Source organism: Thalassoroseus sp. (assembly GCF_984380535.1).
This window is the reverse complement of the sequence record NZ_CFHRBF010000007.1, coordinates 1-23,536: the sequence shown is the minus strand read 5'-3', so window position 1 is coordinate 23,536 and position 23,536 is coordinate 1. Positions and strand designations below refer to the sequence as shown.

The following is a 23,536-nucleotide window of genomic DNA, read 5'->3' as shown; positions in this document are numbered from 1 at the left end:
TGACGATCCGTATGGCCGTCTTCTCGGAGACTTTGCAGACCGCGCACCGGGGGAGCCGATTGACTTGCCATTAGCTTTGCTTCAAAGTGGGGCTTCGTACTCATGATCCGCCAGTTCTCTAAGGGCTTATAGTCAGTTCCGCCATGACAGTATGTATGATCAGAGCTTTCACCGCGCGGTATGAGAACCGTTGCTTATGCAATAAAGTTTTCGCATAACGCGCCCAGCGACAGCACCATGCGAAAGATTGCTTCCTGCGATCCTAGCGGACATGTTCGTTAAACAGTGGGTACTAGGAAATTCGCAGAGTGGCCAGCACTGATCATGTCTTGATTGACACGACCGTCGAAACTCAGGCGTGATTTCAAGTTTTCAAGACTTGTTGGATTCTTCGGCGAGGGTTTTGCGGAGGGCGGGCAGAAAGATATCGAGAAATTGCCGCTGGATCGCAGCCTCGTCCTCGTCAGGCTCAAGTTCGTTTCGACCTTGGATCAGATAGACTTTGTAGAGGAAGTCTTTTCCGGCAAACTCCCACCGCGGCGATTTCGCCGCGATGCAATTCCCTTCAGTCGTCCACCCCCACCATGTATGGAGGTTCGTTTGAATCCCTTGGTCATTGCCTAGAAAGTCAGCTTGCCAAAACGTCTGGGCACCGCCTTTACCAATGGGAACGGTGGCAACCCGAGGCGCTGCGGCCAACCGATATCCAGCACCAGTGAAGCACGCAGTGGGGGGATGAACAGCTATCGGGCCAGGACGTCCGCAGAGGATCATGACTTGCAGCGCGTGTCCGGTTTGACGATGCACATAACGCCGAGAAACTGCCACTTCCGCCTCGGCCATTTCCAACTCCTGGGGTCGCAGAGGCAATTCTTCGCTGGTCCATGTTCCGATGGTCGGTGGTAGCTCTAACAGTCGCGAGGCAGCCTGCCGCAGTGCGGCTTGTGAACGACTGGCCCAATGATTCTGAATCGAACCTCCAGCGATCAACACGCTTGTGCCCACGAAAATGGGTAACAGAGAGCGGATCATATAGTACTCCTGACGATTTCCGCGAATGCAGCCGGTTCCATGCCATTCGACAAGCAATAGACACTAGGAATCCTGGAAGGGCGACGAACGAAAATACCGGTATTCACGGCCATAACCTGATCGATAATTGTATGCGGCCCCGACCATGCCGATTCCCACGGCGCCAATGACAGGCACACCCAACATATTGAGGCGTTCGAAGACCTCGCCGACTTTTTTCAGCCGACTGACATCCCGCCGCACTGCCAAGACCACGCCATCGACATGTTGCCCGAGGAGCAATCCGTCCGTGACTGGTAGAATGGGGGAAGAATCGAAGACAATGAAATCATAAGCCGTCCGCAGAGCATCGATCACTTCACGCAAACGATCCTGAGCCAGTAATTGAACAGCTTCCGCATCGAGTTTACCTGCGGGGAGCAAGGTCAAGCCGGGCGCGGCCGTTGTCGGCACAACCGCTTCATCTAGGGAAATCTCACCCCGCAGAAGCTCGCAAAGTCCTGGTCCTTGTTCCACGCCAAACACTTTGTGGGCACTCGGCCGCCGAATATCACCATCGACGAGCAGCACCCGTCTCCCCGACCGGGCCACGCTCGTCGCCAAGTGGCAAGCCAATGTGGTCTTGCCTTCCCCACCAACCGCACTGCCAACCATTAGGCATTGGAACGACCGGTCTCGTGCTTCTCGCAAGACCATGGTGCGAGTTGAATCGATGGCCTCCGTCAAGGCGTTCGACCAATAGGCTGTTCGCGCGACGTTGCGGCGTGACTTGCCCCGCACGATATCGCGAGGCAGGGCGGGAACGGCGCCGACTAAACGGAGCTTCAACTCGCCCGTTACTTCTTCCACAGAGTGAATTCGCCGCGATTGATACTCGAAGAACACGATGCTGGCCATTAGAAGCCCGCACAACCCAAAGCCAGCCGCACCGGCCATCATGACCTTCTTTTTGGTTTCTCGCTGATAAGGGATCTCAGCCTTCCGCGTGAGTGAAATATCCGTCGGTGCATAGCGTTCTTCAAACTCTAGACGACGGATCTCACTGGCTACTTGTTCGGCAAACTTCTCTTCGCGGGATATTTCTTTGTTAAGTTGATCCAACTCCAGCGAGTATTTCGCCGTGTCCCGTTCTTCAATCTCAATTTCTTCGAGCCGCTTTTCTAATTCCGCCTTTTGGCTCCGCATGTATTCAATTTGCGTGCCGAGCGACGACGCGGAGTGCTCGACGTTGGAAGCAAGTTGGGTTTGAAAGTCGGCTTCCACTTTCGGGCGAAGGCGTTCCCGAAGCGCGGACTTCTCATCCTCCAATTCCTGCAGGGTGGCCTCGGCCTCAAGACGTCGCGGATGATTTTCGGTCAGTGACTCGCTTCGTTTCACAAGAAATCGCTGCGTGGCCAAGCGTTGTTGCAATCTCTGATATTCAGGTTGCTGAGCGATTTCGGCATTCAAAATTGCTTCAGGAATAGTGGAATCAACCTGTTCGGTTGCCTTCTCGTGTTGGGCGGCCAATAACTCAGCTTTCATGAGTTCCAGATGCAAGTCCGCCAAGGCGCGGCTCATCTCGACTTGCATCGTCAGTAGAAACCCTTGTTTTTCATCCACATGCGAAGGATTAGATTCGAGTTGCCGCGCATAACTCTCTAAGGCTCGATGCCGTGAACGCAATTTATCTTCGCTCTCACGATGCACTTTCTTGAGATTATCAAGTTGATCCTTGCGACGATTGGCGTCTTTGTTGACAACTTCTTCTTCAAAGGCTTTACTGACCGCATTGACTATTTTGGTGATTTCATCCGGGTTTTCACCCTCCAGGCTCAGGCGGAAGAATTCCGCACCGCTTTGACTGACTTGCAGGTTTCGTTCCAGCCAATCGACCGGCCGTGGTTCATCTCTTAAGACGGAAGCCTGGCCTACCGCTGGGTCTCTCAACGCCGCATTTAAGACAAATGGGTTGGTGAGCAATTTCATCTGCGTTTGCTTCCAGGTCGAAAACGAGGCGCGATTATTGCCGCTACCCCCTGGAAGCAATTGGTCGGACACCGAACTGATATGGAATTCCGCAAAAGTGGAATAGGGGGCAGGCAGCAAAAACCAAGCCATTGCCCCGGCGGCAGCACCCAGAACGACTCCGAGAACTGTGGCGAGCAGCCAACGACGCCGAAAAGCACTGAGCAGACCGCGCAAATCAACCGACTGACTAGCATCACTCGCGGAATTTGTCGATGCCCCCATGGGCAGAGGGATCGACGAGGTTGGTATCAACTCGTATTGGCCATGATGCGTGCCATTGCCGTTACGCGGAAAGTCTTGAGTTTGGGGCGAAACCATATTGATTCTGTATTCCTTTTGGAAACTCCGACTAAGGAAGGGCGGAAGTCTTCACTGACCTCGCCCATCCTGTGGGTTCCCACATATGCCGAGGCGAAAGCTCAGCGCGGAGCCTAGGAAGGATTAGTTGTGAAATTTGGGAGGGAATTCAAGAGGGAGGGGGGGGCGATCATCGTGACGGAAGCGGGAACGCGGGCATTGCCTATGCCTCGGCGACCGAATTGCCTCCGAGCCCCATCGACATGGGCCGGTCAATCTCATGGATGAATAAACGGGACAGATACCATCGCAAAAACCACAGCATGCCCAGCGCCAGAGGCATCATAAAGAACGCACTCAATTTGTCGTGCAGAAGCGTAGCCGCATCATGCCAACCCCAGGCGTGAAGCAAACCCGTCGTTGTAATCCGTATGACATTGGCAATTACGGCAATTGGCAGCGCGCTCAACAAGACGAGAAGCCGTTCCCAGAGCGGTCGCTCCGTGCTCAAAATACTTACAGCCACTACCAAAGCCACAAAGACCATGGTCATACCCAAACCGCTACAGGCTTCTCCGACCTGAATTACGTTGTCGTAAACAAAAACCTCGTTCCCTTTGGCATACGCGGGCATTCCGAGGGTTTGCATCACGTAGCAACTGCTGACCGTACCAAGCCGCTGCAGGGGGGCCTGTAGAGCAACTTCAAGGGTATACGGCAATGGAAGCATGAACACAAGGAACAGCACGGCGGGCCAAGACCACCTCAGAGCCGCCCAACCACCGGAGAGCAACACGATACCTAGTACAGCCGGCAGGAACGACAAGCTCTCGAACCACTCAAAGTAAAAATGATTGGCCGCAAGTTGAAGGCCCACGCCAAACAAGAGGAAGGGCAACCCCCACCAAGTCGGGCGCAACTGAGCGGGTTGCAAGCGATCACGACGAAGCCAAAGCAGTGCAAGAGCGAAGATCGGCACCAAATAGCCATGCGAGTAAATCGGCTGGTGCGACCAGCGATCCACGCAGTGTGCGAGAGTCGTCGAATACGCCCACAATAGCGCTCCCAAAGCGACGAGAAAACTGCCGGCCAAGGGAACGAGACTGGGAGACAAGAATGGTCGTGCGGCGCTCATCGACACTCCGTATGGGCGCAAAAGAATTAACAAAAAAGCAAAGGCAGCGGCACCGCCAAAGCTATTTTTCAAGCCACTTCACGAACATTGAAGCGATCAACTTCAACCGAAACACTCTTTTGAATGAAGTTGACATCCACCACCAGCTTGAACTTACTTCCTGCGTGGCGAACCTTGCCGCTAAAGCCTGCCAACGGCCCGGAGACAATTTCAGCCGTCTTACCAGGGCATAAATTATCCTCGGGAGCAATCGAAACACCCGCACAAATCAAGCGGTAAATATCCGACAGCTGATCATGCAGCGTTTGCTGGTCATTCACAGAGAGAATTTGAACAACGTAATTTGTCCGAACAACCAACGATCGCGCATCGCCATCGCCACGAAGGAAAGCATACCCCGGAAATAGCGGGCGATAGGCGGGCGGCCGCTTACCCTGGCGACGGTCTTTGCGCGACTGACGAGGCTGGTACATTGGCAGGAAGCAGCCCACCCCGCTTCCACGCAACCTAGAAAGAAACAACCTTGAGTTTTGAGTATGAATGTGAGCGACCCACCAGGGAGAATGTTGGTCGGGTGGAGACTCAAAGTACCAGTCAGGCACATCACCGGAGAGATTGGGCAACATCATCTGCTTGGGACAACCCTGAAAAGCGAAGCAGCCCTGCCTCGTCAATAGAAGCGTATCGCGAACAGTCGCACGACGAAAGAGATTCGAACCAAAGCCAAGCGGTTCGCCCCCCCTAACAAAGGCCTGAAAAAGCAGGGCTAGAGAGAAAGAACTATAAGACCAAATGAGCGAACGAAGACTTCAGGATGTAGCGAACGGATTGGCAAAAAAATCCCAGACTCCGTCCCCGTGCCTTATGCAGTGTCCATTTAAGGACAAGGCTTTCTGCAATTGCTGATGAACGGGTAGGGGTAAACCCGTTTCATCTTCCCCTTCCATAAGGAAATGCCAGATGTGAACGTTTTTCAGCTCACAGAAGGCTAGTATACAAATGCGGATCCGGGTTGCAAGCAATTTCCAATTTCATAATGAAACTTTTTCTATCTGGAAGATTTTCTGGCTTTGACAGCGAATTAGGTAAGGTTTGTTCGGTTTGCGTTACAAGATTGATTCAAGCTGGAATTGGGTTAGGTCGATTATTCCAATAATTACGGTACGGTTGCTGAACAAGCATTTCACTGACCAGAAACATGAGGCCCCAACATGGTCGCATCACGGCCGCATCCCCAGTTTCGTTTGTGGGAAATCTTGATCCTGCTGAGTGTTGGCTGTAGTGCGCTAAGCGGTTGTGGAGTGCTGGCAAATCGCAATGTCGAAGAGCAAATCGAAGCGGAAGTGGCACATATTCCAATTCCTCGTGAGCTGGACATGACTGCCCTGCCGCCTTATCGCGTTGCGGCACCAGACGTTTTATTAATCGAAGCAGTGAACAATATCAGACCACCTAGTTACGCACTGCGAGCTGGCGATGTTGTCCGCATTTGGCTCGCCAACCCGGAACCGCTCGAACCGATTGTCCCCGAAACACCCCAGGAACCGGGTGAACCGCCACCGCAATCCAACCCCATTGAAACGCAATTTCTTCTGGAATCTGAGGCGCAGTCCAAGATCGTCAATGGCGAGTATCGCGTTCAGGCCGACGGAACGATTGACCTCGGTCCCGTTTATGGTGCTGTGATGATCAAAGGGCTGACTGTCGATCAGGCTCGCGAGGCCATCAAAAAGCAATTTCAAACGTACCTCCGCGATGACAAAGGTCGGACAGCGGGTATCAAGGACCCCCAGGTCTCGGTCACGATGGTCGAAATCGCCGGCAACCAGGCAATCACAGGTGAGCACCTGGTCAATCCGGATGGCACGGTCTCGCTGGGCATTTACGGCAATGTGTTTGTGGCTGGCATGACACTTCCCGAAGTCAAAAACACGTTGGAATCTCACCTCTCGCAGTATATTCTCGAGCCGGAACTCAATGTCGCTGTCGCTGCTTACAACAGCAAGGTGTATTACATCATTCTGGACGGCGGGGGATTCGGCGAGGAAGTCGTTCGGCTGCCTGCGACCGGAAACGAAACCGTGCTCGACGCGATTAGCCTCATCGACGGGATCGGCGAAGTGTCGTCGAAAAGAATGTGGGTCGCGCGGCCCGCGCCCGCTGGGCAGGGCTGCGCTCAGGTGATGGATGTCGATTGGCGTGCTATCACTGCGGAAGGCAAAACCGCCACCAATTATCAACTTCTTCCAGGCGACCGCATTTATGTGAAGGCCGACCCGCTGCTGACCGTCGACGCATTCCTCAGTCGCGTCTTCTCACCGGTCGAACGGGTGTTTGGCGTTACGCTGCTCGGCAACGGACTGGTTCGCAATCTAGAAGGAGGAACTGGCGTTGGGGGATTTGGCGGCGGAATTGGTGCAGGATTCTAGACGCAACTTGCGTATCTGACGCAGGATGCGGGTGCTGAACTCTCAAGGCGATTACTCAAACTCAATAGGGCGTCGATTATGAGTGGACGTACAAGCTCAAAGCTGATGTACCGTACCTTAGTGCTCTCAGCATTAATTATCTCACTATCATCCTCAGCATTCGCACAGTCGATTGTCGGAGGATGTCGACCGGCCGTGAACCAGACGCGGTGCGCGGATATTGCCGGAAGAGCCGAAGGGGGCGGCTGGGAAGCGTGCGAGGAAGCACCTCAATCCTTTTTGGAACGGCTGTGGTTTGCGGTCGTCCGCAAATCATCCAGGTGCCAGCGAGAAGTCTATTTTTGTAACCAGACTTGGCACACTCATTACACCCCGCCGATTTGCCCGCCACCCTATCAGCACAATTTTGGCTACCATGAGACGTGCTGGCGACCCAGCTCATTCGTGGATTGCCGGTGTCCGACTTACTCGGATGTGACAATGGAACTTCCACCTTTCCATGCTGAACCGTCGATGGTCTTGCCGCCCATCCCGCAGGACGCTCCCGCGCCCGAGTTGCAACCAGATGAAAAAGAGCAGCAGACCAACGAGGCTAAGAGCAATGAACCATTGGAAGAACCCAATCCTTTTGACGAGTCCTTGGGCAAGGGCATTTCTAGAGGTAAAAATCAATGGCGAGTTGGTCCAGCCAGTCAACCGAACGACCCGCCGGTGTTTCTACCTACACCATCTTATGAACCACTGATCTGGACTTTGCCTCGGCGAACTGACGGGTAACATCATGATGCGGGATACCGCCAGATGCGAATTTCGGGCTCGCGTCCCTTGCACTGGCAGGCCGAATGGCCAACGGTATTTGGGCCACGAATGGGCAAATCCGCTTGGAGAAGGATTAGCTGACTGCTCCAAAAGATTACATTCAGTGGTCATCAAAAAGAAGAGAAGAGCGGTGTGATCGATTTGCAATAGGGGGAGTTACTTGTTATACAAGTGAGTATGTTCCTGCACTACTCGTGTGTATATGAGATAACGGTGATCAATATGTTCAAGTGTTGAACGATTTCCAATTCATTATTTCGGTCCTCCCATCAAACATCCACCGCTAACATAGATACGATTGCCCATGAAATGCCCTCGTTGTCGGAGTCGTGAACTCCAAGTTGAAGTTGCGTTTGTCGGCGAGGTTTCCTGTTCCTTCAAGGACAGCGTGGAATTCGATATTATCGAACCAGTGGCTTTGGACTCCGAGTGGTCGGATGACTCAAAGTGTCGCTGCGTCGCCTGCGGTTGGGTTGGGCTCGTCACCGAAGCGCAATCCTCGCCAAAATTGTGCAAGCCGGTAAAAACTGAAAGTTTCCTTTCCGATCCCGATAAAGTCGAGACGATCGCTCGGCGACTCGATCGCCTTCCTCCGTCTTGGGGCCAGGCCGTCCAACACCTCTTAGACGAGGTGCATCGTCTGGATCAAATGTTGCAGATGGCCGTCCGTGCCAACGGCTCCGGAACACGATCCACAGGCGAAACCGAAGTGATGTAGCCATCGCCTGGAACGCGCTCTGGGTGTTCGAGAAACGCTCTGAAGGCGAATGGATTCCGTTTTGACTCGCTAGCTTGTGTATTCCAAAATTTGAGCGGTTGCAGCGGTATCTTTCATTCCATAGCCTCACATACATTCGTGATGGCGCTGGAAGATCTCGCCTAATCCGTTTCCTGCCTCTTTCTACTTTCTCTGCATCTTGCCGTGGGGGGCGACGGTATTGTCATCCCTCCTCGTGGGCATGATTTGTGTGCAGATCGAAGAGTGGGAAGAATTCGAAGAACTCGGTCTGCACTCTAAGGCGCGGGAAGCCGCGAGTTCTTTGACTCCTCTGCAACACGCGTCCCCGGAAAAACGCGTGCCCCGCCATGTGAAGCAGTCCGCGTTCGCCAATTCGTTGATGGGTCACTCGTCGCTCAGTTCGGGAGGCCATGCGCCAACTGTCGGCTTTGCATGGACCACCGATTGCACGAGGCTCACGCACGCGGATTTTCCCGCCTTCTCCATAGCGGCTGGCTGTTCATCCCCCCGCGATTTCTCGACGGCGTATCCTGTCCTCCCCGTCCGTGATCAACGCTGAAAATCCGACCCGGGCAGCGACAAAACAACGCTGCCACAGGACCGATTTGTGAATCGTTTTCACCACCTTTCGATAATTTGCGGAGTTCCACGCTCCGCTTTACCCACAGGGAGAAGTTTTTATGTCATTGAAATATACGATCGCCCTAGCTTTGTGCCTCGCCGTCTCATCGGCCAGCCATGCGGCTCTGATGTATGACAAGGACGTAACCAACGACGTCATTCTTGGCGACGGGAACGGCAATGGCGAATTCCCCCAGCAAACGTATTCAACAGCCGAGGAAACGGCACCTATGTCTTCGAACCTGGTTCACCCATAAGCGGTGCCGGTTGGATCACACCCGAAACGCCAATTTGGAACTTCGAGTGGTCCATCAATTCGGACTATCTCGACAGCTCAGGAATCAATCTGGATGACTGAACCTATTTATTGCAAATCGATTTCGATCCATCTTCGGCCCCAAACGTCTTTCAGTTTGACCCCATCAATGTCGCCAGCGCTGACCACGCCATTGGCGACAATTCCACTCCCAACGGCGGTGGTACAAGCGATCCGGGAAATAATTCTAACCTGATCGCGAACAATAATCTTGCCCAGAATTCCTGGAACATGGTTTTTCAACGATCCGGTATCGGCAAACAATTTCGACCCGAATATTAGGGGTGCAGAATACACCTTTGTTCTGAGCGCCTTCTCCGATCTAAGTATGACGAACCTTCTGGCAAGCACTTCAATCACCGTCGTCACTTCACCCGAACCGGCTTCTCTGACGTTGTTTGGTTTGGGGGCGAGGGGGATGGCTTACGCGACGCGGCGTCGACGGCGTGAGGATCAATCGGTTGAGCAGGACGCGAGTCTCTAACGTGGAAACGCGCGGGGAACGATTGTTGTTCGTCGCGGTTTCAAAAGACCAAATGTATGGGCGCGGGGAGTGATTCTCGCGTCCGTTTTTTTGATGGCGTGTTGCGGCGGGCGGGCGAACCAGTATTGCCCAAATGACACAGCCCCGCGGCGTGTAGCCACGGGGCTGGATCTGCGTCATTCACATCATGAGAAACTTAACTTTCAACACGCTGCCGACGCCGCCGGGCTGCGAAACCCATGCCCAATGCACCGAGGCTGAACAACGTCATCGAGGCAGGTTCGGGCACTAACGAGGTCGCTGTGGCGTTTGCGTACCGCACATCATCAATTCCAAATTCTTCCACAAAGCCACCCGGATTTGTTGTGGGAGTTGAGAATGTAATGGTTTGAAACGTTCCCATGTTGTCCACGATGCCAAAAAACGTGCTGTTGTCAAAGCTAGTGCCGGTCGGGGGAAATACAGATCCCACATCCACACCATCAACTGCGAGCCGATATTCGTCAGTGCTGTCACTATCTAAAAACATAAATGAAAGGGCGTTGAGTGGATTGGCAAACGTGAGAGTAATCGTAGGACCAAAGTTCCCGAAGCCACTGAAGCTAAAGGCTGAGGTGGATACACTTTCTGCCCAACCCAGGTGCTGCGACGTAGTAAACGGTGTATGTTCCGCACCAGAAAAATCGTCCGGTGCCACATAGAATGCTGTGTTGTTTCCTGGCACTTCTGTTGAATCGGCTGTGAAGCCATTGAACGTATGCGGCGTGTTGTCAGCCAGGAGCCGCGGGGTCTGACTGGAAAAATCTTCCAGTCCAAACGTCAACGCACTCGTTGCAGAATCAAAGGAAGACTGATCGGTGAAGAACATCGGTGCCGCGTGGGCGCTGCCTGCAGTGAATGTGAACAATGCAACAGTAGTCAGAATTGAGTAAATGGGTTGTTTCATTATGGTCCTCGAAAGTTAAGTTGATGGATTTCATGATGGTGAAAGATGCCTAACCAGCATTCTTTTGAAGGAAAAGAAAAAAGCAAGGCGATGAATCCCAAGTCACAAACCAAATCCCGCCGTACACAAAGATCAGGTCTTTCGTGACGCTGAGGGAAGTTCGGACTTGAGAAACAAAATACTGTGATCTTGGACGAATATTAATACGAGAAGAGCTTAAGAGATCGCGGGGGCCGGAACACACCGTCCAGAAAGCGAGGCGGGATAAAGAGGAACTCGTCCACCAGTGTGTAGACTAGGTGGAGTGAAGGCTGAGGGAGCGCAGCGGCAATCAGCGCGGCGGGAGGAGCAGACGAACTGCTGGGGGAAACGCTGGAAGTGGAACCCATCGACGAAGCAGCGATGGCGAACTCGTCCGGGGCCGCAGCCGACGCAGGTGCGGGCGGAGCATCGGGCCTTGGAGGATTTTCAGCTGGCTTGCTGGTCCTTTCCGAAAGCTCCCCGAATACTTGCCACTCCTCGAAGCTGACGTTCATCGGGCCCGCATGCGTCACACGCGCACCACCACCGAACAGCAAGACTGCTTCGACAAAAAGTACACGGATGACAAGAAGACGGAAACGAATCATAGCCCACGCCGCTAAGCCATTGTTGTCATGGCGGCCCTGTCCACTAGTGGTCCTTTATGCCCTACACGCGACTGTACCGCCGCGTAATGAGGGATGCAAGCGGTTTATGTCGGTTTTTTGGACTGTGCCGTTCTGCACGAGCGACCGCAGCTCTCCGTTTTTATGATGGGGTGCAGCGGGCGTCGGGTAAATTGAGAAATTTGACTCGAAATCAGAAATTTTGACTTGAATCACTGTGTTGACCCCAGTCAGTATACGGAATGTGTGCATCCTGTAAATGCGTCAACTTTCAATTAACACGCCTGTCCAACTTCCCGTGACCGCACCTTAGATTGCCGATACTGCACCATCGACTTTCGTTAGCGGGCCTGCAACTATTCATACGGTGAGATGTCATGAGCAAACACCGCCGCGGCAACAAGGACGCCCCCGTAAGCATCCCACTTCAGTTCGGAGTACAGCCGCCATCCGTACCCAGCCAACAGTCCACTTCGAAATCCGAGAATTCCCGCGGTGAAGCGGCCGACGCCAAGGCTAAGCACAGTGATGCCCAGGAGTCCCGGCCACACCGCCAGGTGAATGGCCGGTTGGTGCTGGTGACGCTGCTGGTGGTGGGCGTCGGAGCGGTGTGCACTCATTTTTTGCATGCATTTCAAGTCGATCGCACGGCCAACGTGATGTTGACCCGTGCCCAGGGATTCCTGCCTGACGAGCCCGAGCAGGCACGCAATTGGTTGGCACAGTATCTGAGTTTTCGGCCTGACGACGGTCAAGCCAAATTGCAGTACGCCCGTTTGCTGGATGAGGTCGCGGTGTCGGGTCGGCAATGGTTGCAAGTGTTTCTGCTCTATGAAGACGTGCTGCGGCAGCATCCGGATGACACAGACATCCGGCGGCGGCAAGTCGACGTGGCGTTGCGTTTGGGGCGGTTCGCCGACGCCCTCTTGCACCTGGACCGATTGTTGAATGACGACCCCAATCAAGGGGAATTGCAATTCCTACGGGGGTTGGCACTCGAAGCTGAGGGCAATGCACTCGCTGCCACTGCCGCCTATGATGCGTCGCTACGGGACACCGCGTTCACGCAGGTCGCGTTGTTCGATTCCGACTTCACCCGCCGCGATGCCTACATTCGCTGCGCCCATTTGCTTGAACATGAACTGGACGAACCGGAGCAGGCCGCGCAGTTGTACGAGGTGATGATCGAGGAATCGCCGGAATCGGCCGCCGCACGAGTAGCACGGGCCAAGTACCACGCTGCGAACGCGGACTGGGGAGCGGCGTCCGCCGATGCGAAGGCCGCGCTGACATTGGAACCTGGCAACGCCGAGGTGGCGATCACTCTGGCGGAAATCACCATGCGCTCCCCCGAAAGCTGCGACAGCGACAGGGAGAATTCGCGGGAAGCCCTTAGTCACGCGTTGCGTGAGAGTCCGGACGAACCGCGACTCTACGAGCTGCTTGCCCGCTTCGCGGCCGCGGCAGGGGAAACGGAAGTCATGCTGGCGACACTGCGTCAGGGGGTCGAGAACTGTGTGGACAGTCCTGGCTTGGAATTGGTCCTTGCCGATGAACTTGTGGCCCGTGGCGAATTGGCCGAAGCCCGCCAATGTCTTGCTCAATTGCAAGCGGATGAGCGTTCACCCGAGGCGGTGGAATATATCGCGGGCCGGTTGGCTCTGGCGGAAGGTGACACGTTGTCGGCAACGCTCCGGCTGCAATCCGTGATGCAGCAAGTTTCCGAGGAGTCCGCGTTGGCCCGGTTGGGCAGTTTGCACTTGGCAGAATGCTACGGTCGATTGGGCCGGCTCGACGAGCAACTTTTTGAATATCGCCGGGCCGAAAAACTGGATCCCCTGTCACAGGCGGCCCGGCTCGGTGTGGCCCGCACGCTGGCCCGATTAGGACGCATCGACGAGGCGTTGGAGGTCTATCGCGTCCTCGGCAATGACCCACCAGATTGGTTGGAGTGGACACGGTTGGAGTGGGCGCAGGTGATGCGACAGCCGCCAGGCCGCCGCCGATGGCAATTCGTCGAACAGGCCTGGAAAAGTCGGGATGCGGACGCGACTAACTCTGAGGCATCCCTTGTCAGCGAGGCGGTTTCGTTGCGGGCTGCCTGGCTGCTGGCTCAAGGCGACGCGGCGGCTGCCCGCCAACGGCTCGAACAAGCTCGTCGGGAGCGGCCCGATGACCCGGTCCTCTGGGCCGCGGAAATCCGCTTGGCTTTGGCTGAGGAAGATCGTGATCGCGCCGAGCAACTGCTGGCCGAAGCGAAAGTCGCGGCGGGACCGACCGCCGGTCTGGTGACAGTGGAGACGGTCTTGGCGATCCAACAAGGCGACAAGGGATTGGCCCGACTGGAAGGATTGGCGTCATCCGTCGCGAAACTCTCGCCGGAAGATCAGATCGCGGCCCGCGTCTCGCTGGCGGAGGGCTTGATACAACTGGGGGATCGGCCAGCGGCGCTAGAACAATTTCTGATGGTGGCTGAAAAGCAACCGGACAATGCCCAGTCTTGGTTCAATGTGCTCCTCGTGGCTCTCGATGTCGATCGAGATGCTGCGGCGGTCCAGGCTGTCGAGCAGCTTCGGCGGATTGGCGGCGCGGACACGCCGCTCGTCCTATGTGGACAAGCCATGCTACGGATTCGCGAAGTGCAACAATCTCGATCCAACGACACCAAAGAGGCATTGGGCCAAGCCAAAACCTGGCTCGAACGCGCGCTACAGACTCGATCGCAATGGGCCTTGGCTCAAACCCAATTGGGCCGGGTCCATTTGTTGCTCGGCCAACGCCGGACCGCGGCCGACCAGTTCCAAGCGGCCATTCGCATGGGTGCCAACGACCCGGCACTGCTTCGGCGAACGGTAGCTCTGCTCTACGAACAACAACGGCACGAGGAAGCACGTCAGTTGACGCAAACCGCCATGCGAGAAGCCACTGGAACTGCCCGTGCGGACGTGGCGCAACTCACCGCGGAAGTGTTGATGCAGCAATCGCGGGTTGATGAAGCAGTTGCAGTCGCGCGGGAAGCAGTCGCCCGTCGTCCGCAAGAGCCATCCAACTTGATCTGGTTGGGCCAGATTTTGGCTGCCAACGGTCAGTTCGAAGAAGCCGAGACCAAACTTTCCGCCGCGGTCGACGCAGCTCCGTCCGAGCCCACGGGTTGGATCGCCTTGGTCCAACTGCTCATGCAGCAAGAACGTCGTGACGATGCGTTGGCCGTCGTTCAACAAGCGGAGCAGTCCTTCGCTGGCGAGAATCGAGACGCGACGTTGGGATTTTGCCACGAAATTACCGGACAACTTGAGCGAGCGGATTCACATTATCGAAAGCAGCTTCAGCAGCATCCCGGCGACAGCGACGCTCTTTCCACACTGATCGCATTCTACTTGCGGCACGGCCGCGGCGCCGATGCGGAACCGCTGTTACGGGAAATCCTGCAAGACTCTCGGCGACGCGGTGAAATCGATTTGCTCACCGTTCGGCGATTATTGGCTTTAGCAATTGGATCGCGCGACTATCCGGGATTCGAAGAGGCGTTGAATCTGCTTGATCAGAACCGCGCAGAGGCGGAGAACTCCTGGCCAGACGCCCGCCTCAAAGCGCGGTTGCTGCTCACGCGGCCTCACCCCGACCACGTGAAAGAGGCCGTGGAACTCTTTGAGCGCGTGGCTCGGGCCGTCGAGCTTTCTGTCGAGGAAGCCGTGTTGCTGGCCCAGGCCTACGATCAAATGCAGCGCGAGGAATCCGCGGAACAACAGTGGAACAAGGTACTGCGTGAATTCGGCGGCGACGACCGCGTGCAAGTTGCCTACGTACGGCGTCAGTTACGCCATGACGAACTCGGCCAAGCGGAAAAAACGCTCGCTCAGCTGCAACCGGATTCGGAAGAAGTTGTCCAAGTCGCCTGCCTTTTGGCGGCTCGGCAGGGCCAATTTGAGCGCGTGCTCAAGCTTCTGAGCAAATTCGTGAACCAAACCGTCGACCCCGCCGAACAAGCACAGCGGGAATTGCAAGCGACTCAGTTGCTGGTGAAACTCGCGGGTTCCAAAGAGCTTTCGCAGGAGATGCGTGATCGATTGGCCGACGCCGCCGAAGTCCGTTGTCGGGAGGGGATGCCAGCCAACGAACAGTATGCGTTCTCGCTGGCCAAATTGTTAGGGCAAAGCGGCCAAATGGATCAAGCATGGAAGTTACTCTTCGAGAAGCGGGATGCCCTGAACCTTTCAAGCGTTTTGGGAGCGTCCGTGGTACTCGCGCAACAGGTGGCCGTCGCCGAGGAAACCCTTCTCGCGATGCAGACCGCCGTCCAAGAAGAACTGCAACAAGTCCCCGACTCGTTGTTCCATTTGCACTTGTTGGAAGCGATCTACCGAACTCGTGGACATTACTCCGAAGCGATTTCGCTCAATCGGCGAATGTTGACTCTGAATCCGCGACATGTCGTGGTTCTCAACAATTTGGCTTGGTTGCTCTCGGTGGTGGAAGGTCAGCACGACGAGGCGGAAGAACTCCTTGCCCGGGCCATGCAGACCGCCGGCCCGCTGCCCGATCTACTCGACACTCGGGGCCTGGTCCGTCTCCGTCAACGCAACTTTTCGTCAGCCATCCAGGATTTTCATGATGCCATCGCGATCGAAGATTCTCCGCTCTATCGCCTACATTTGGCCCACGCTTACCATCGGAGCGGCAACTCGGGTTCCGCACGATTTCACCTTCGAAAGGCCATCAAAGAGGGCTTGTCGCAAGGACGGCTGGAGCAACCAGACGCCGAAACCTATGAGCAATTGACCAGCAGCCTGGAAATTGCAAGTTCTCGTGATTGAGAGGCGGTTCGCGATCGGGCACAAGTTGATGTTCGAATGTGGTTTGCACCGACAGAGCCAGTTGCCCCCAACATGAAGTTTTTCGTTGTCGATTCACTTGGGTACGGCGGTTACGAGCGCAGGCGGCTGAGTAATTTGCGAGTCAAATGCCGAGCGAGAAGCAGCGGCGGCATTCTCAACCAGTGCGAACGAAGATACAAGATGAACTGCGCAAAGCGTTGCTTGACTGGAGTGCCGTCTTGGTTCGGGGGAATCAATGCTCGGTGAACCAGCCTATCCATCACCCATGCGGAGCCCCATGAAGGCCCGAGTGGCGACAGCATGGCGGCGGCTTCTTCATCAACGGGAGTCAGCAACAACCGTCGTGTGTAGCGTAGTGCATAATGGAGGGGACGTTGCAGTTGCAGGACGTTCGCTCGCTGGATCAGCCGGTGCGGAAATCGTCCGTCTGCCGCGGAAAAGTGCCGGTAGAGGCCGTCCAAGTCCAGTAAGTCGCGTAATGAGCCCGACAATTCCCCGTCCTGGAACATGTGTGCCGCAGCGTGCAAATACATGTCTTCCGGACATAAAACTTTCGCGTCGGGCAGCATTGATGTGGAGATCGGCTGCGCCGCTTGCAGAAGTTGACTGGTATCGGGTCGCACTCGCCCAGTCGGCGGTAGCAGGGCATGGTGCAAATCCAGAGCCATCTTCCGCTGTGGATGGCGAAGGGGTGGCAGTTCGTGCATCCATTGGCGGTAATAGCGATCATCGTATTCACTGACCGGCAGCGGCTGCCAACCATGCTGCCGAAGGACCTGCTCTGCCTTCGCGAGTTGTTGGCGGTCAACGAGGATGTCGATATCGTTCACGTGGCGACCGCGAGCGATAGGCAAGTCGGTGAGCAAATAGGCTGCCCCTTTGAGAAACACAACGGGTTCCGCAAATTCTTGCAAGTCACGCGAGAGACATTCGATTTCCCAGCGAAGTTGCCGCTCGAAAAACCGGCCCACTTTTTCACCCGACTGTAATTGGCGACGAACGGGGGGGGGCACTGCGGCGGTCGCGGGCAAATGATGCGGAAGTCTGGGCAGCAATGCGCAGCGGCGAGCGTCCCGCAGCAAGCAATCCCAATCCGTCGGGGACAAGGAGTCCCCAATGCGGCTCCGGGACAGGACCTGCATCAAAGGCGCTGCCGCCGATTGCGGAGGGGCATTCAAAATGGCATGGTCAGTCTCGATCGGCCAACTCCTGAAAGGTTCGCCAGGCTTCCGAGAGATCGCCACCGTAGGTGAACTCGTAACATTTGCTCTGGTCGATGACTCGCTTGAGGGCTTCAAAGCCGACTGATCCGAGTACGGCGAAATTGAACGACTGCTCTACTGTCCGCACGAAACCGCGCGCTTTGGACACCGGATTTAGCGACGTGGCGGCCCCTGGGATGAACTGAGGGAACACGATCCAACCTGGCCGGCCAGTTATGGAAGTCCGGGCCACGCATTCATCCATCGGCAGCAGGTGCGCGACGTCGCCTTTGATCGTGCCCCGCCAAGTGGGTCCGAGAATCGCTTGGGGAAAACGCTGACGGATCAACTCGATCGCGTCACGCTTCAAGCTAATGGGCCGTGGAGCCGGGTGGATCAATCCATTGTTGAGATCGATCAACGCCACCTCATCCGAAAACAGCCGCCAGGACTTTTGGCTCAAGGCCGCGCAGAGCGTGCTTTTCCCCGACCCCGACAAAGCCGGCAGCATCAGTACCCGTCCCCCTCGCTCAAGGACGGCCGCGTGAACTGTCAGGTAATGGTGGCAGCCTTGGAAGGCGCACAAGTTCAATGCCCACTCCACCATTGGGACGAGATGCCGTTTCCGCACACGGCGAAAAATCGGTTGGCCATCGACAAAGATGGTGCTCGTGAAACCACCGAAGCTCGATCGCACGGATAGATGGAAATCTGTGATCGCCGTTGCCGGTTCCGTGAGCAACGGTGCCGCGCGATACAAAAATCGCAGTGCATTGACAACCGTGGCATCGTGGGTTGTCAACCGGATGAGAAACGGACCGACTGCCCACACAAGGTTTTCCGCCCGGCTGAGATCCAGCAATTGTGCGGGGGAACACGAGTCAAACCGAACGGCGGCACTGCCGTTCGAGGCCCCCGTCTCGTACACATCTGCAAGGAACGACCGAGAGCAATCGTGCTGCGGCTGCAAGACACAGGTTTCGTTAGAAGAGTGGGAATGATTCGGCATGGCATTGAGATCCTAATCATTCACCAATCGTCAACCCAGCCTCTTGGAAGTCCATCAGCAAGCGTTCGATATGCCGTTCGAACGTTGAATCGGAGGCGTATCCCAAGGCCGCCGCCACGCGTTCCGCCAAGACAGAGGCTGTCGGTGGAGTTCCCGCCTTTAGTTGATAGAAGGCCCCCGCGGCTACCTCGTTCAAAACGTGCAAATCACCGGTGGGTTCGTGATAGATCAGTAACTCATCGTCCCACACCACCCACCGCAAGCGAGGCTCAACTGACATTCAAAAGCTACGTCCACAACTCATCGTTTAACCCAGTCTGAATTCTCGAGAGATCTCGGCTGGTTCGTGCCGTCAAGCACTGCTAACATCCCGCTCCCGTCCACAAAATAGACCGTATGCCTAAATTCATATTTGTCGGGATTTCTTTTGCTTCCGTAAAGTCGCTTAAATTCAGACTCCAAGTCATTGTCATGATGCCAATAACTCTCTCGATACCGCTTGGTCATACCTGCTAGGATTCCGTAGCGGTACTGCGTCGTGGTGTAATCGACGCCCACGCCGTGAGCTTGAGCTGTACGGGTTTGGAGTGTGAGGATGGTCGGCACCAAGGCAACCCCTGCGCCTTTTCGCAGCAGGCGTCGCCGGTTAGGATCGGGGCGTTGAGTGGACACGGGATCGTCGTTCACGGCGAAAACCTTGCCAAAAGAGAAACGTATACTTGGTTGTCAAGTCTAAGCAGGCGGTATACGGCTGTCAAATGCTTTCTCCGGTCGGCCAATTATGGGTCGTTGATCGCTGTGCCGGCCAGAGCCGTTCCCCGGCGATAGACCAAGCCGTGCAAACCAAGGCGAGCAAACTGGGGGCCTGTTAGAGAACTCGCTTCATGCCGATTGGGCTGCTGAATCAAGCCGGAGGATGTTGTTTTCCGGTTAAAGTGCTCAGCAAACGCTTCCACCTGCTGTTTCGCTCCTTTTCCAACGCGTGAAGCCGTTGCGTTAGTAGGATATGCTGTTGGCTCGAATCGCGAGACTTTGATGTGGCTTCTTCGGCGAGTTGCTTGTTTGGAAGATTTTCCGCGGAGACCTTGTCGGTTACAGCCGGCTCCGCGGACGGATCCGAAGTTTGATCGGCATCGGAGACGACGTCATCGGGACGGTCAACCGTCGGTTCTTCGTGTTCTAGCGACTGACGAGTTGTGGTGTCGGGCAGGTTGACGGGGCTCGACGGAGCTTCATCCTCATGCGCAGTTTCAGGAGGGGGCGTCGCGCGGTTCAGTCGTGAGCGCACCTCGAGCAACTCATGACTGATCGTCTGGATTTGTTGCAATTCCGCACGGACGAAGTCGTGTTGTTCGCGATGCACTTGGTCCATCAACTGACCGAACATCGTCAGGATCTGCTGGTTTTGGGCAAACATGTCTTGCTGCAACTGCGCAAACTGGCTGGTCAGTGCGTGGATCACCGAAGCGACGTCGCTGTCATGACCGGAACGGGCGTGTTCTTCGGCATGTGCCGGAATCTCGTCGGCATGGTGCTCTCGACGTTGCGTATCGGGATTCTGGGGTGGCAAATCGTTAGAGGACGATTCCTGCGGAGCCCGTTGGATGATCCGACGGGGAGGGCGGGCGCTGGCCCGACTCGGAGCGATTAACCCCGATCCTTTGGGGAACGGAACCGTGCTCCTGCTGCTGTTGGCAACTGCTTTGCTGCTTAGCCGCGTTCGAATCCGCGTATCGTGAACGCGAAAATGGAACTGACCAATTTCCAATTCATCTTGGTCACGGAGTTGAGCTGACCGAATTGCTTGACGATTGACGAGCACGGGCTGATTGCCCAGAAGATCGATCACCCATTGGCCAGTCGGCGTCAAAACAAAGGCTGCGTGGATGCGGGAGACGCTGGGGTGCTGCAATCGTAGATGACAGTTGTTCGACCAACCCGCAAGCAGTATCCACCGATTAAGACGCAACCATTTCGCTTCGGCTTCCAATTTAGGAAACAAGGTTTCCAAGACAATCGGGCTGCGGGCTTTGCCCAACTCGTCCGGCCGGGTCTCCGCGCGGCAAAAACTCGAGAGAATGGTATACGGGCCAATTCCGAAGGCTTCTTGGGGCTCTAACCATTTAGAGGCATCTTTGCCCAATTCGCGGCGAATTCCCGTGCGGCTGCTGAGATCGAAACACGCCAAGTGGCCATTGAGCCACTGAAGGTAAATGTGCCGGAAGCTGATACTGGGATGCTCTAACTGAATATCCGCTTGCGGCGACTGTCCGATGATCAGGTCAGGCCGGGAAAACCGGGCTTCCCAAAATCGTTCGTCGCCTACTTCGATCCACAAACGCGGCAAATTTTCACCGCCACAAGCGGAAAGGAAGTCATTATCGGAGTGACTTGCCTGGGGCGAAAGATTGGAGCGTGAGTCGGACAAGGGGCACCATATTCAAGGAGGAATTGGAGTTCCTGTACATTGGATTGTGGAGTGCCTGGGAAGGAATTGCAAGAGGTTCTCTCGGTCATCAACGTGTGTTATAAGCATTCTATCAAGCACATCCTGACGTGAGGTTTTGCGTGGAGCGGATTGGCTGCTGTGAGAGTAGCTTGGGAATGTCCTCTTTGAGGGCGTCGAATGGACGCCGCAAGCCCTGCTGGTGCGGTTCCAAATACCGCAGTCAGGATTAGCACTCCTCACTTTGTTGATCTACACCCAGTGTACGGCGAACTCACAATTGAAAGGCCGTTTCGAGTCTTTCCGCAGTCTGTGTGCGCAATACTATGCCGCACGCCGGATAAAGGGCAAAGATGTGGCCATGAAACAGGTGGAAGTGCGCTTGCTCATCCTCATCGGACGGCAGCGATCAAGGTGCCAGAGTTGGCGAAAGAAGTGGCTTTCGTCCGATCTTTCATATCGCTAACCCAGCTTTCATATCGCCAATCCAGATAGGGAAGCAGAACGTCCCAAATCGCTAAATAGCAACGGTGCAACGCCGTCCGGCATTCGTATGACAAGAGTTGAGCACTTGCTAGGCAATAGAATTGCCGCCTCGCCCGCCGATCAGCCTGTCCATCTATTTCCAGTCGTGCTGTACCGACTAAATGGCCTGGGTTCCGTGGTGTTCAAACTCGATCGTATGCTTCACGAAACAAACAATTAGTTACTTCATCAAAATTTTCCCAGATTTCGGATGGGTAGGTCATCGGTCCAATCCGTTCGGCCGTGGCATCGCGGAACCGCACCTCGTCAATTTCTTCCGCCCGTGAATCCGCCAAATATTGATCTAACTCCACGATTCGCGACTGCCTTTCCCGTTGACAAAACAGGGGAACGGTCTGGATGGCGTCGACAAAGATCCGGCGAGAACCATTTCTTCAAACGTCCGGCAGGATTTTCGCGAGAATATACGACTCCTGTACGTCTCGCTGATTCTGCGTCCCGAGGATACCGCATATGTGCCACCAGAGTTCCACAATTCTTCGTTGATTGGAAGCTGGGGAGTTTCGTTGGCCATACAAGCTGGAAATCGGCATCCAGAATTGTTCGAAATCAACCTGACCAAGCGTCGTGTGTTTTTGACAGAAATGAAGTTGGAACCGTGCAGTGGGATCGGATTCAGACGAAAAGCTCAGAAGATAACCCAAGAGTCTGAATCCGCTGCTTGATCTCGGCTTCTTACTGCTCGGGACTCCGCGGATTCTGCTTGTCGGAACTTATTCGCAGATAGAGCACCGCGCGGTGTGGCTGGTGCAGATTGAACTGTCGTATCAATATGTCTTCCCTGTTTCTTAGAGGTCATCGCCGTTGTTCTCGCCAAATGTCTTTGGCAATGCTCGGGCGATAGATTGAACCGATCGCGTTCGTCGCAGCCGCCGAACTGCCATGAGCAGTTCGGTAGCGTCTTTCGCAGCGAGATAATCCGGAAACGGCATTTGACCGGTAGCAGCCAGGGTGACTAATCGCTGATGGTCAGTCGCAGCTTCCTTGCGAAGCAATTTTAACGGCTTCTCGATACCGGTCTTCTTCTTGAGCCGATCGTAGGCGTTTTTGATGCTGTCGTTCGTGGTCGCCTTTCCGTTCTCACGGATATCACGAACAACAAGTGGGATCCCGTAGCGATTCTGCAGGAGCAACGTTCCTTCAGACTCGCGATGATCCCGCAAAAACTGCAACGTGTCTTGCCCAAGTAAATAGCGAACGCTCGGTGCCATGGCGTGATGGGCGAACTTGCTGCGTTTGCGGGTGATCGTCCTCTAATTCCAATCGACTTCGTCCGGCATGATAGCTGCGATGTCGCCCTGATACATACCGCAACTGCGCCTCAGCAATACGTACATTCATAGACGGTCGTTCGCCTGGGCAAGACACGTTTTTACCTCACTAATGGTAAGGAACGACTGCCGACGAACGTCTTTTCCAATGGCGAGGTCACGGTTGTTCTGGGCGAGAACCAGGGGTAGGTCGGAGATCGCATGTAATCCCCAGAGCCGACGAGTAAAGGCACATGTGTTTTGCAGCCGCGTGTGGACGGTTGCTCGAGCAAACTTTTTCTCGGCAATCCCCTCAAGAAGGAACTGTTGATATTCCTGGACCGCTGGGCCGTCGATCTCGTTGACTTACGTGAGTTCCCGAACCATTTGGCAAAGTGCCGTAGGTTCACACGTTTGGAGGTATACCGGCCAGCCGAAAGAGTCCCAGCGTGGCCCCGAGATTGCTCTTCGGCTAGAGCCGTTCACGATGATTTGTAGCGGTTGTAGCCGTAGTGGCGAAGATAGTGGCGGCACTCTGCGCTTGGGAAATGTTCGAGGAGTTCGCCGAGGCGACTCCACAAGGCTTCGACAGTTTGCTCGCCGGCTTTGCGAACGAGGTGCTTGAGTTTGGCGAAGAACTGTTCGATCGGACCCGGGTCGGGATTATACGGCGGCAGAAAGCGAATTTTTGCTCCGACACTCTCGATGGATTCCCGAACTCCGGCGACTTTGTAGGCGTTTAGGACTTTGTGGGCGTTGAGATGGTCCAACAC

18 protein-coding genes and 1 pseudogene are annotated in these 23,536 nt (G+C 55.2%); 5 read left to right on the top strand and 14 right to left on the bottom strand.

Annotation, left to right across the window (positions count from 1 at the left end; all coding sequences use genetic code 11):
* Positions 1-372: 372 nt before the first annotated feature.
* The 4 genes from AC5DDB_RS10770 to nusG all read right to left on the bottom strand — a co-directional run bounded on the left by AC5DDB_RS10770 (position 373) and on the right by nusG (position 5,103).
* Positions 373-1,032, bottom strand: a complete 660-nt coding sequence (locus tag AC5DDB_RS10770; protein WP_491739727.1) for an exosortase-associated EpsI family protein — start codon at positions 1,030-1,032, stop codon at positions 373-375.
* A gap of 63 nt (positions 1,033-1,095) precedes the next feature.
* A complete protein-coding gene (locus AC5DDB_RS10765) occupies positions 1,096-3,360 on the bottom strand; it encodes an exopolysaccharide transport family protein (protein WP_491739726.1) in 2,265 nt (754 codons plus the stop codon).
* A 202-nt stretch (positions 3,361-3,562) separates the two neighbouring features.
* Complete coding sequence (locus tag AC5DDB_RS10760) at positions 3,563-4,474, bottom strand: exosortase/archaeosortase family protein (RefSeq protein ID WP_491739725.1); 912 nt, start codon at positions 4,472-4,474, stop codon at positions 3,563-3,565.
* Positions 4,475-4,542: 68 nt separating this feature from the next.
* Positions 4,543-5,103 carry a transcription termination/antitermination protein NusG gene (gene nusG, locus AC5DDB_RS10755; protein WP_491739724.1) on the bottom strand — a complete coding sequence of 187 codons (561 nt, stop codon included), beginning with the start codon at positions 5,101-5,103 and terminating at the stop codon, positions 4,543-4,545.
* 582 nt (positions 5,104-5,685) lie between these two features.
* On the opposite strand from nusG, the gene AC5DDB_RS10750 reads away from it, so the two are divergent.
* From AC5DDB_RS10750 to AC5DDB_RS10740, 3 genes are all read left to right on the top strand, one after another.
* On the top strand, positions 5,686-6,903 hold the full coding sequence (locus tag AC5DDB_RS10750) for a polysaccharide biosynthesis/export family protein (protein ID WP_491739723.1): 1,218 nt from the start codon (positions 5,686-5,688) through the stop codon (positions 6,901-6,903).
* 1,123 nt (positions 6,904-8,026) lie between these two features.
* Positions 8,027-8,440 carry a hypothetical protein gene (locus AC5DDB_RS10745; RefSeq protein WP_491739722.1) on the top strand — a complete coding sequence of 138 codons (414 nt, stop codon included), beginning with the start codon at positions 8,027-8,029 and terminating at the stop codon, positions 8,438-8,440.
* A gap of 701 nt (positions 8,441-9,141) precedes the next feature.
* Positions 9,142-9,339 (top strand): hypothetical protein, encoded by a 198-nt coding sequence (locus tag AC5DDB_RS10740; protein ID WP_491739721.1) that lies wholly within the window; start codon positions 9,142-9,144, stop codon positions 9,337-9,339.
* A gap of 107 nt (positions 9,340-9,446) precedes the next feature.
* On the opposite strand, the gene AC5DDB_RS10735 is transcribed toward AC5DDB_RS10740, so the two are convergent.
* On the bottom strand, positions 9,447-9,767 hold the full coding sequence (locus AC5DDB_RS10735) for a hypothetical protein (protein ID WP_491739984.1): 321 nt from the start codon (positions 9,765-9,767) through the stop codon (positions 9,447-9,449).
* Here AC5DDB_RS10735 and AC5DDB_RS10730 point away from each other — a divergent pair.
* Positions 9,727-9,882, top strand: a complete 156-nt coding sequence (locus AC5DDB_RS10730; protein WP_491739720.1) for a PEP-CTERM sorting domain-containing protein — start codon at positions 9,727-9,729, stop codon at positions 9,880-9,882. The genes AC5DDB_RS10735 and AC5DDB_RS10730 overlap by 41 nt on opposite strands.
* Before the next feature lie 196 nt (positions 9,883-10,078).
* On the opposite strand, the gene AC5DDB_RS10725 is transcribed toward AC5DDB_RS10730, so the two are convergent.
* Together AC5DDB_RS10725 and AC5DDB_RS10720 are read right to left on the bottom strand one after the other, a co-directional pair.
* Positions 10,079-10,828 (bottom strand): PEP-CTERM sorting domain-containing protein, encoded by a 750-nt coding sequence (locus AC5DDB_RS10725; RefSeq protein ID WP_491739719.1) that lies wholly within the window; start codon positions 10,826-10,828, stop codon positions 10,079-10,081.
* A gap of 200 nt (positions 10,829-11,028) precedes the next feature.
* The gene (locus AC5DDB_RS10720; protein WP_491739718.1) at positions 11,029-11,457 is read right to left on the bottom strand and encodes a hypothetical protein; all 429 of its coding nucleotides are present in this window, start codon (positions 11,455-11,457) and stop codon (positions 11,029-11,031) included.
* Positions 11,458-11,852: 395 nt separating this feature from the next.
* On the opposite strand from AC5DDB_RS10720, the gene AC5DDB_RS10715 reads away from it, so the two are divergent.
* The gene (locus tag AC5DDB_RS10715; RefSeq protein WP_491739717.1) at positions 11,853-16,289 is read left to right on the top strand and encodes a tetratricopeptide repeat protein; all 4,437 of its coding nucleotides are present in this window, start codon (positions 11,853-11,855) and stop codon (positions 16,287-16,289) included.
* A 110-nt stretch (positions 16,290-16,399) separates the two neighbouring features.
* Here AC5DDB_RS10715 and AC5DDB_RS10710 read toward each other — a convergent pair whose 3' ends face one another.
* The 7 genes and pseudogenes from AC5DDB_RS10710 to AC5DDB_RS10680 form a co-directional block, all read right to left on the bottom strand.
* Entirely contained in the window at positions 16,400-17,452 is a 1,053-nt protein-coding gene (locus tag AC5DDB_RS10710) for a nucleotidyltransferase domain-containing protein (RefSeq protein ID WP_491739716.1), read from the bottom strand.
* Positions 17,453-17,498: 46 nt separating this feature from the next.
* Positions 17,499-18,521 carry an HprK-related kinase A gene (locus AC5DDB_RS10705; RefSeq protein ID WP_491739715.1) on the bottom strand — a complete coding sequence of 341 codons (1,023 nt, stop codon included), beginning with the start codon at positions 18,519-18,521 and terminating at the stop codon, positions 17,499-17,501.
* A gap of 16 nt (positions 18,522-18,537) precedes the next feature.
* Positions 18,538-18,801 (bottom strand): HPr-rel-A system PqqD family peptide chaperone, encoded by a 264-nt coding sequence (locus tag AC5DDB_RS10700; RefSeq protein WP_491739714.1) that lies wholly within the window; start codon positions 18,799-18,801, stop codon positions 18,538-18,540.
* A gap of 20 nt (positions 18,802-18,821) precedes the next feature.
* Entirely contained in the window at positions 18,822-19,193 is a 372-nt protein-coding gene (locus AC5DDB_RS10695; protein ID WP_491739713.1) for a hypothetical protein, read from the bottom strand.
* A 232-nt stretch (positions 19,194-19,425) separates the two neighbouring features.
* Positions 19,426-20,949, bottom strand: a complete 1,524-nt coding sequence (locus tag AC5DDB_RS10690) for an FHA domain-containing protein (protein WP_491739712.1) — start codon at positions 20,947-20,949, stop codon at positions 19,426-19,428.
* Positions 20,950-22,301: 1,352 nt separating this feature from the next.
* On the bottom strand, positions 22,302-22,724 hold the full coding sequence (locus AC5DDB_RS10685) for a hypothetical protein (protein WP_491739711.1): 423 nt from the start codon (positions 22,722-22,724) through the stop codon (positions 22,302-22,304).
* Between the two features lie 521 nt (positions 22,725-23,245).
* A pseudogene (locus tag AC5DDB_RS10680) lies at positions 23,246-23,536 on the bottom strand (IS630 family transposase); the annotation flags it as partial.

What these genes read in the sequence shown, in the direction of transcription:
- nusG (WP_491739724.1), bottom strand. Translation starts at nt 5,103, where the DNA reads ATGATGTTGCCCAATCTCTCCGGTGATGTGCCTGACTGGTACTTTGAG.
- AC5DDB_RS10720 (WP_491739718.1), bottom strand. Translation starts at nt 11,457, where the DNA reads ATGATTCGTTTCCGTCTTCTTGTCATCCGTGTACTTTTTGTCGAAGCA.
- AC5DDB_RS10715 (WP_491739717.1), top strand. Translation starts at nt 11,853, where the DNA reads ATGAGCAAACACCGCCGCGGCAACAAGGACGCCCCCGTAAGCATCCCA.
- AC5DDB_RS10710 (WP_491739716.1), bottom strand. Translation starts at nt 17,452, where the DNA reads ATGCAGGTCCTGTCCCGGAGCCGCATTGGGGACTCCTTGTCCCCGACG.
- AC5DDB_RS10750 (WP_491739723.1), top strand. Translation starts at nt 5,686, where the DNA reads ATGGTCGCATCACGGCCGCATCCCCAGTTTCGTTTGTGGGAAATCTTG.
- AC5DDB_RS10760 (WP_491739725.1), bottom strand. Translation starts at nt 4,474, where the DNA reads ATGAGCGCCGCACGACCATTCTTGTCTCCCAGTCTCGTTCCCTTGGCC.
- AC5DDB_RS10740 (WP_491739721.1), top strand. Translation starts at nt 9,142, where the DNA reads ATGTCATTGAAATATACGATCGCCCTAGCTTTGTGCCTCGCCGTCTCA.
- AC5DDB_RS10685 (WP_491739711.1), bottom strand. Translation starts at nt 22,724, where the DNA reads ATGGCACCGAGCGTTCGCTATTTACTTGGGCAAGACACGTTGCAGTTT.
- AC5DDB_RS10725 (WP_491739719.1), bottom strand. Translation starts at nt 10,828, where the DNA reads ATGAAACAACCCATTTACTCAATTCTGACTACTGTTGCATTGTTCACA.
- AC5DDB_RS10745 (WP_491739722.1), top strand. Translation starts at nt 8,027, where the DNA reads ATGAAATGCCCTCGTTGTCGGAGTCGTGAACTCCAAGTTGAAGTTGCG.
- AC5DDB_RS10770 (WP_491739727.1), bottom strand. Translation starts at nt 1,032, where the DNA reads ATGATCCGCTCTCTGTTACCCATTTTCGTGGGCACAAGCGTGTTGATC.
- AC5DDB_RS10765 (WP_491739726.1), bottom strand. Translation starts at nt 3,360, where the DNA reads ATGGTTTCGCCCCAAACTCAAGACTTTCCGCGTAACGGCAATGGCACG.
- AC5DDB_RS10730 (WP_491739720.1), top strand. Translation starts at nt 9,727, where the DNA reads ATGACGAACCTTCTGGCAAGCACTTCAATCACCGTCGTCACTTCACCC.
- AC5DDB_RS10705 (WP_491739715.1), bottom strand. Translation starts at nt 18,521, where the DNA reads ATGCCGAATCATTCCCACTCTTCTAACGAAACCTGTGTCTTGCAGCCG.
- AC5DDB_RS10700 (WP_491739714.1), bottom strand. Translation starts at nt 18,801, where the DNA reads ATGTCAGTTGAGCCTCGCTTGCGGTGGGTGGTGTGGGACGATGAGTTA.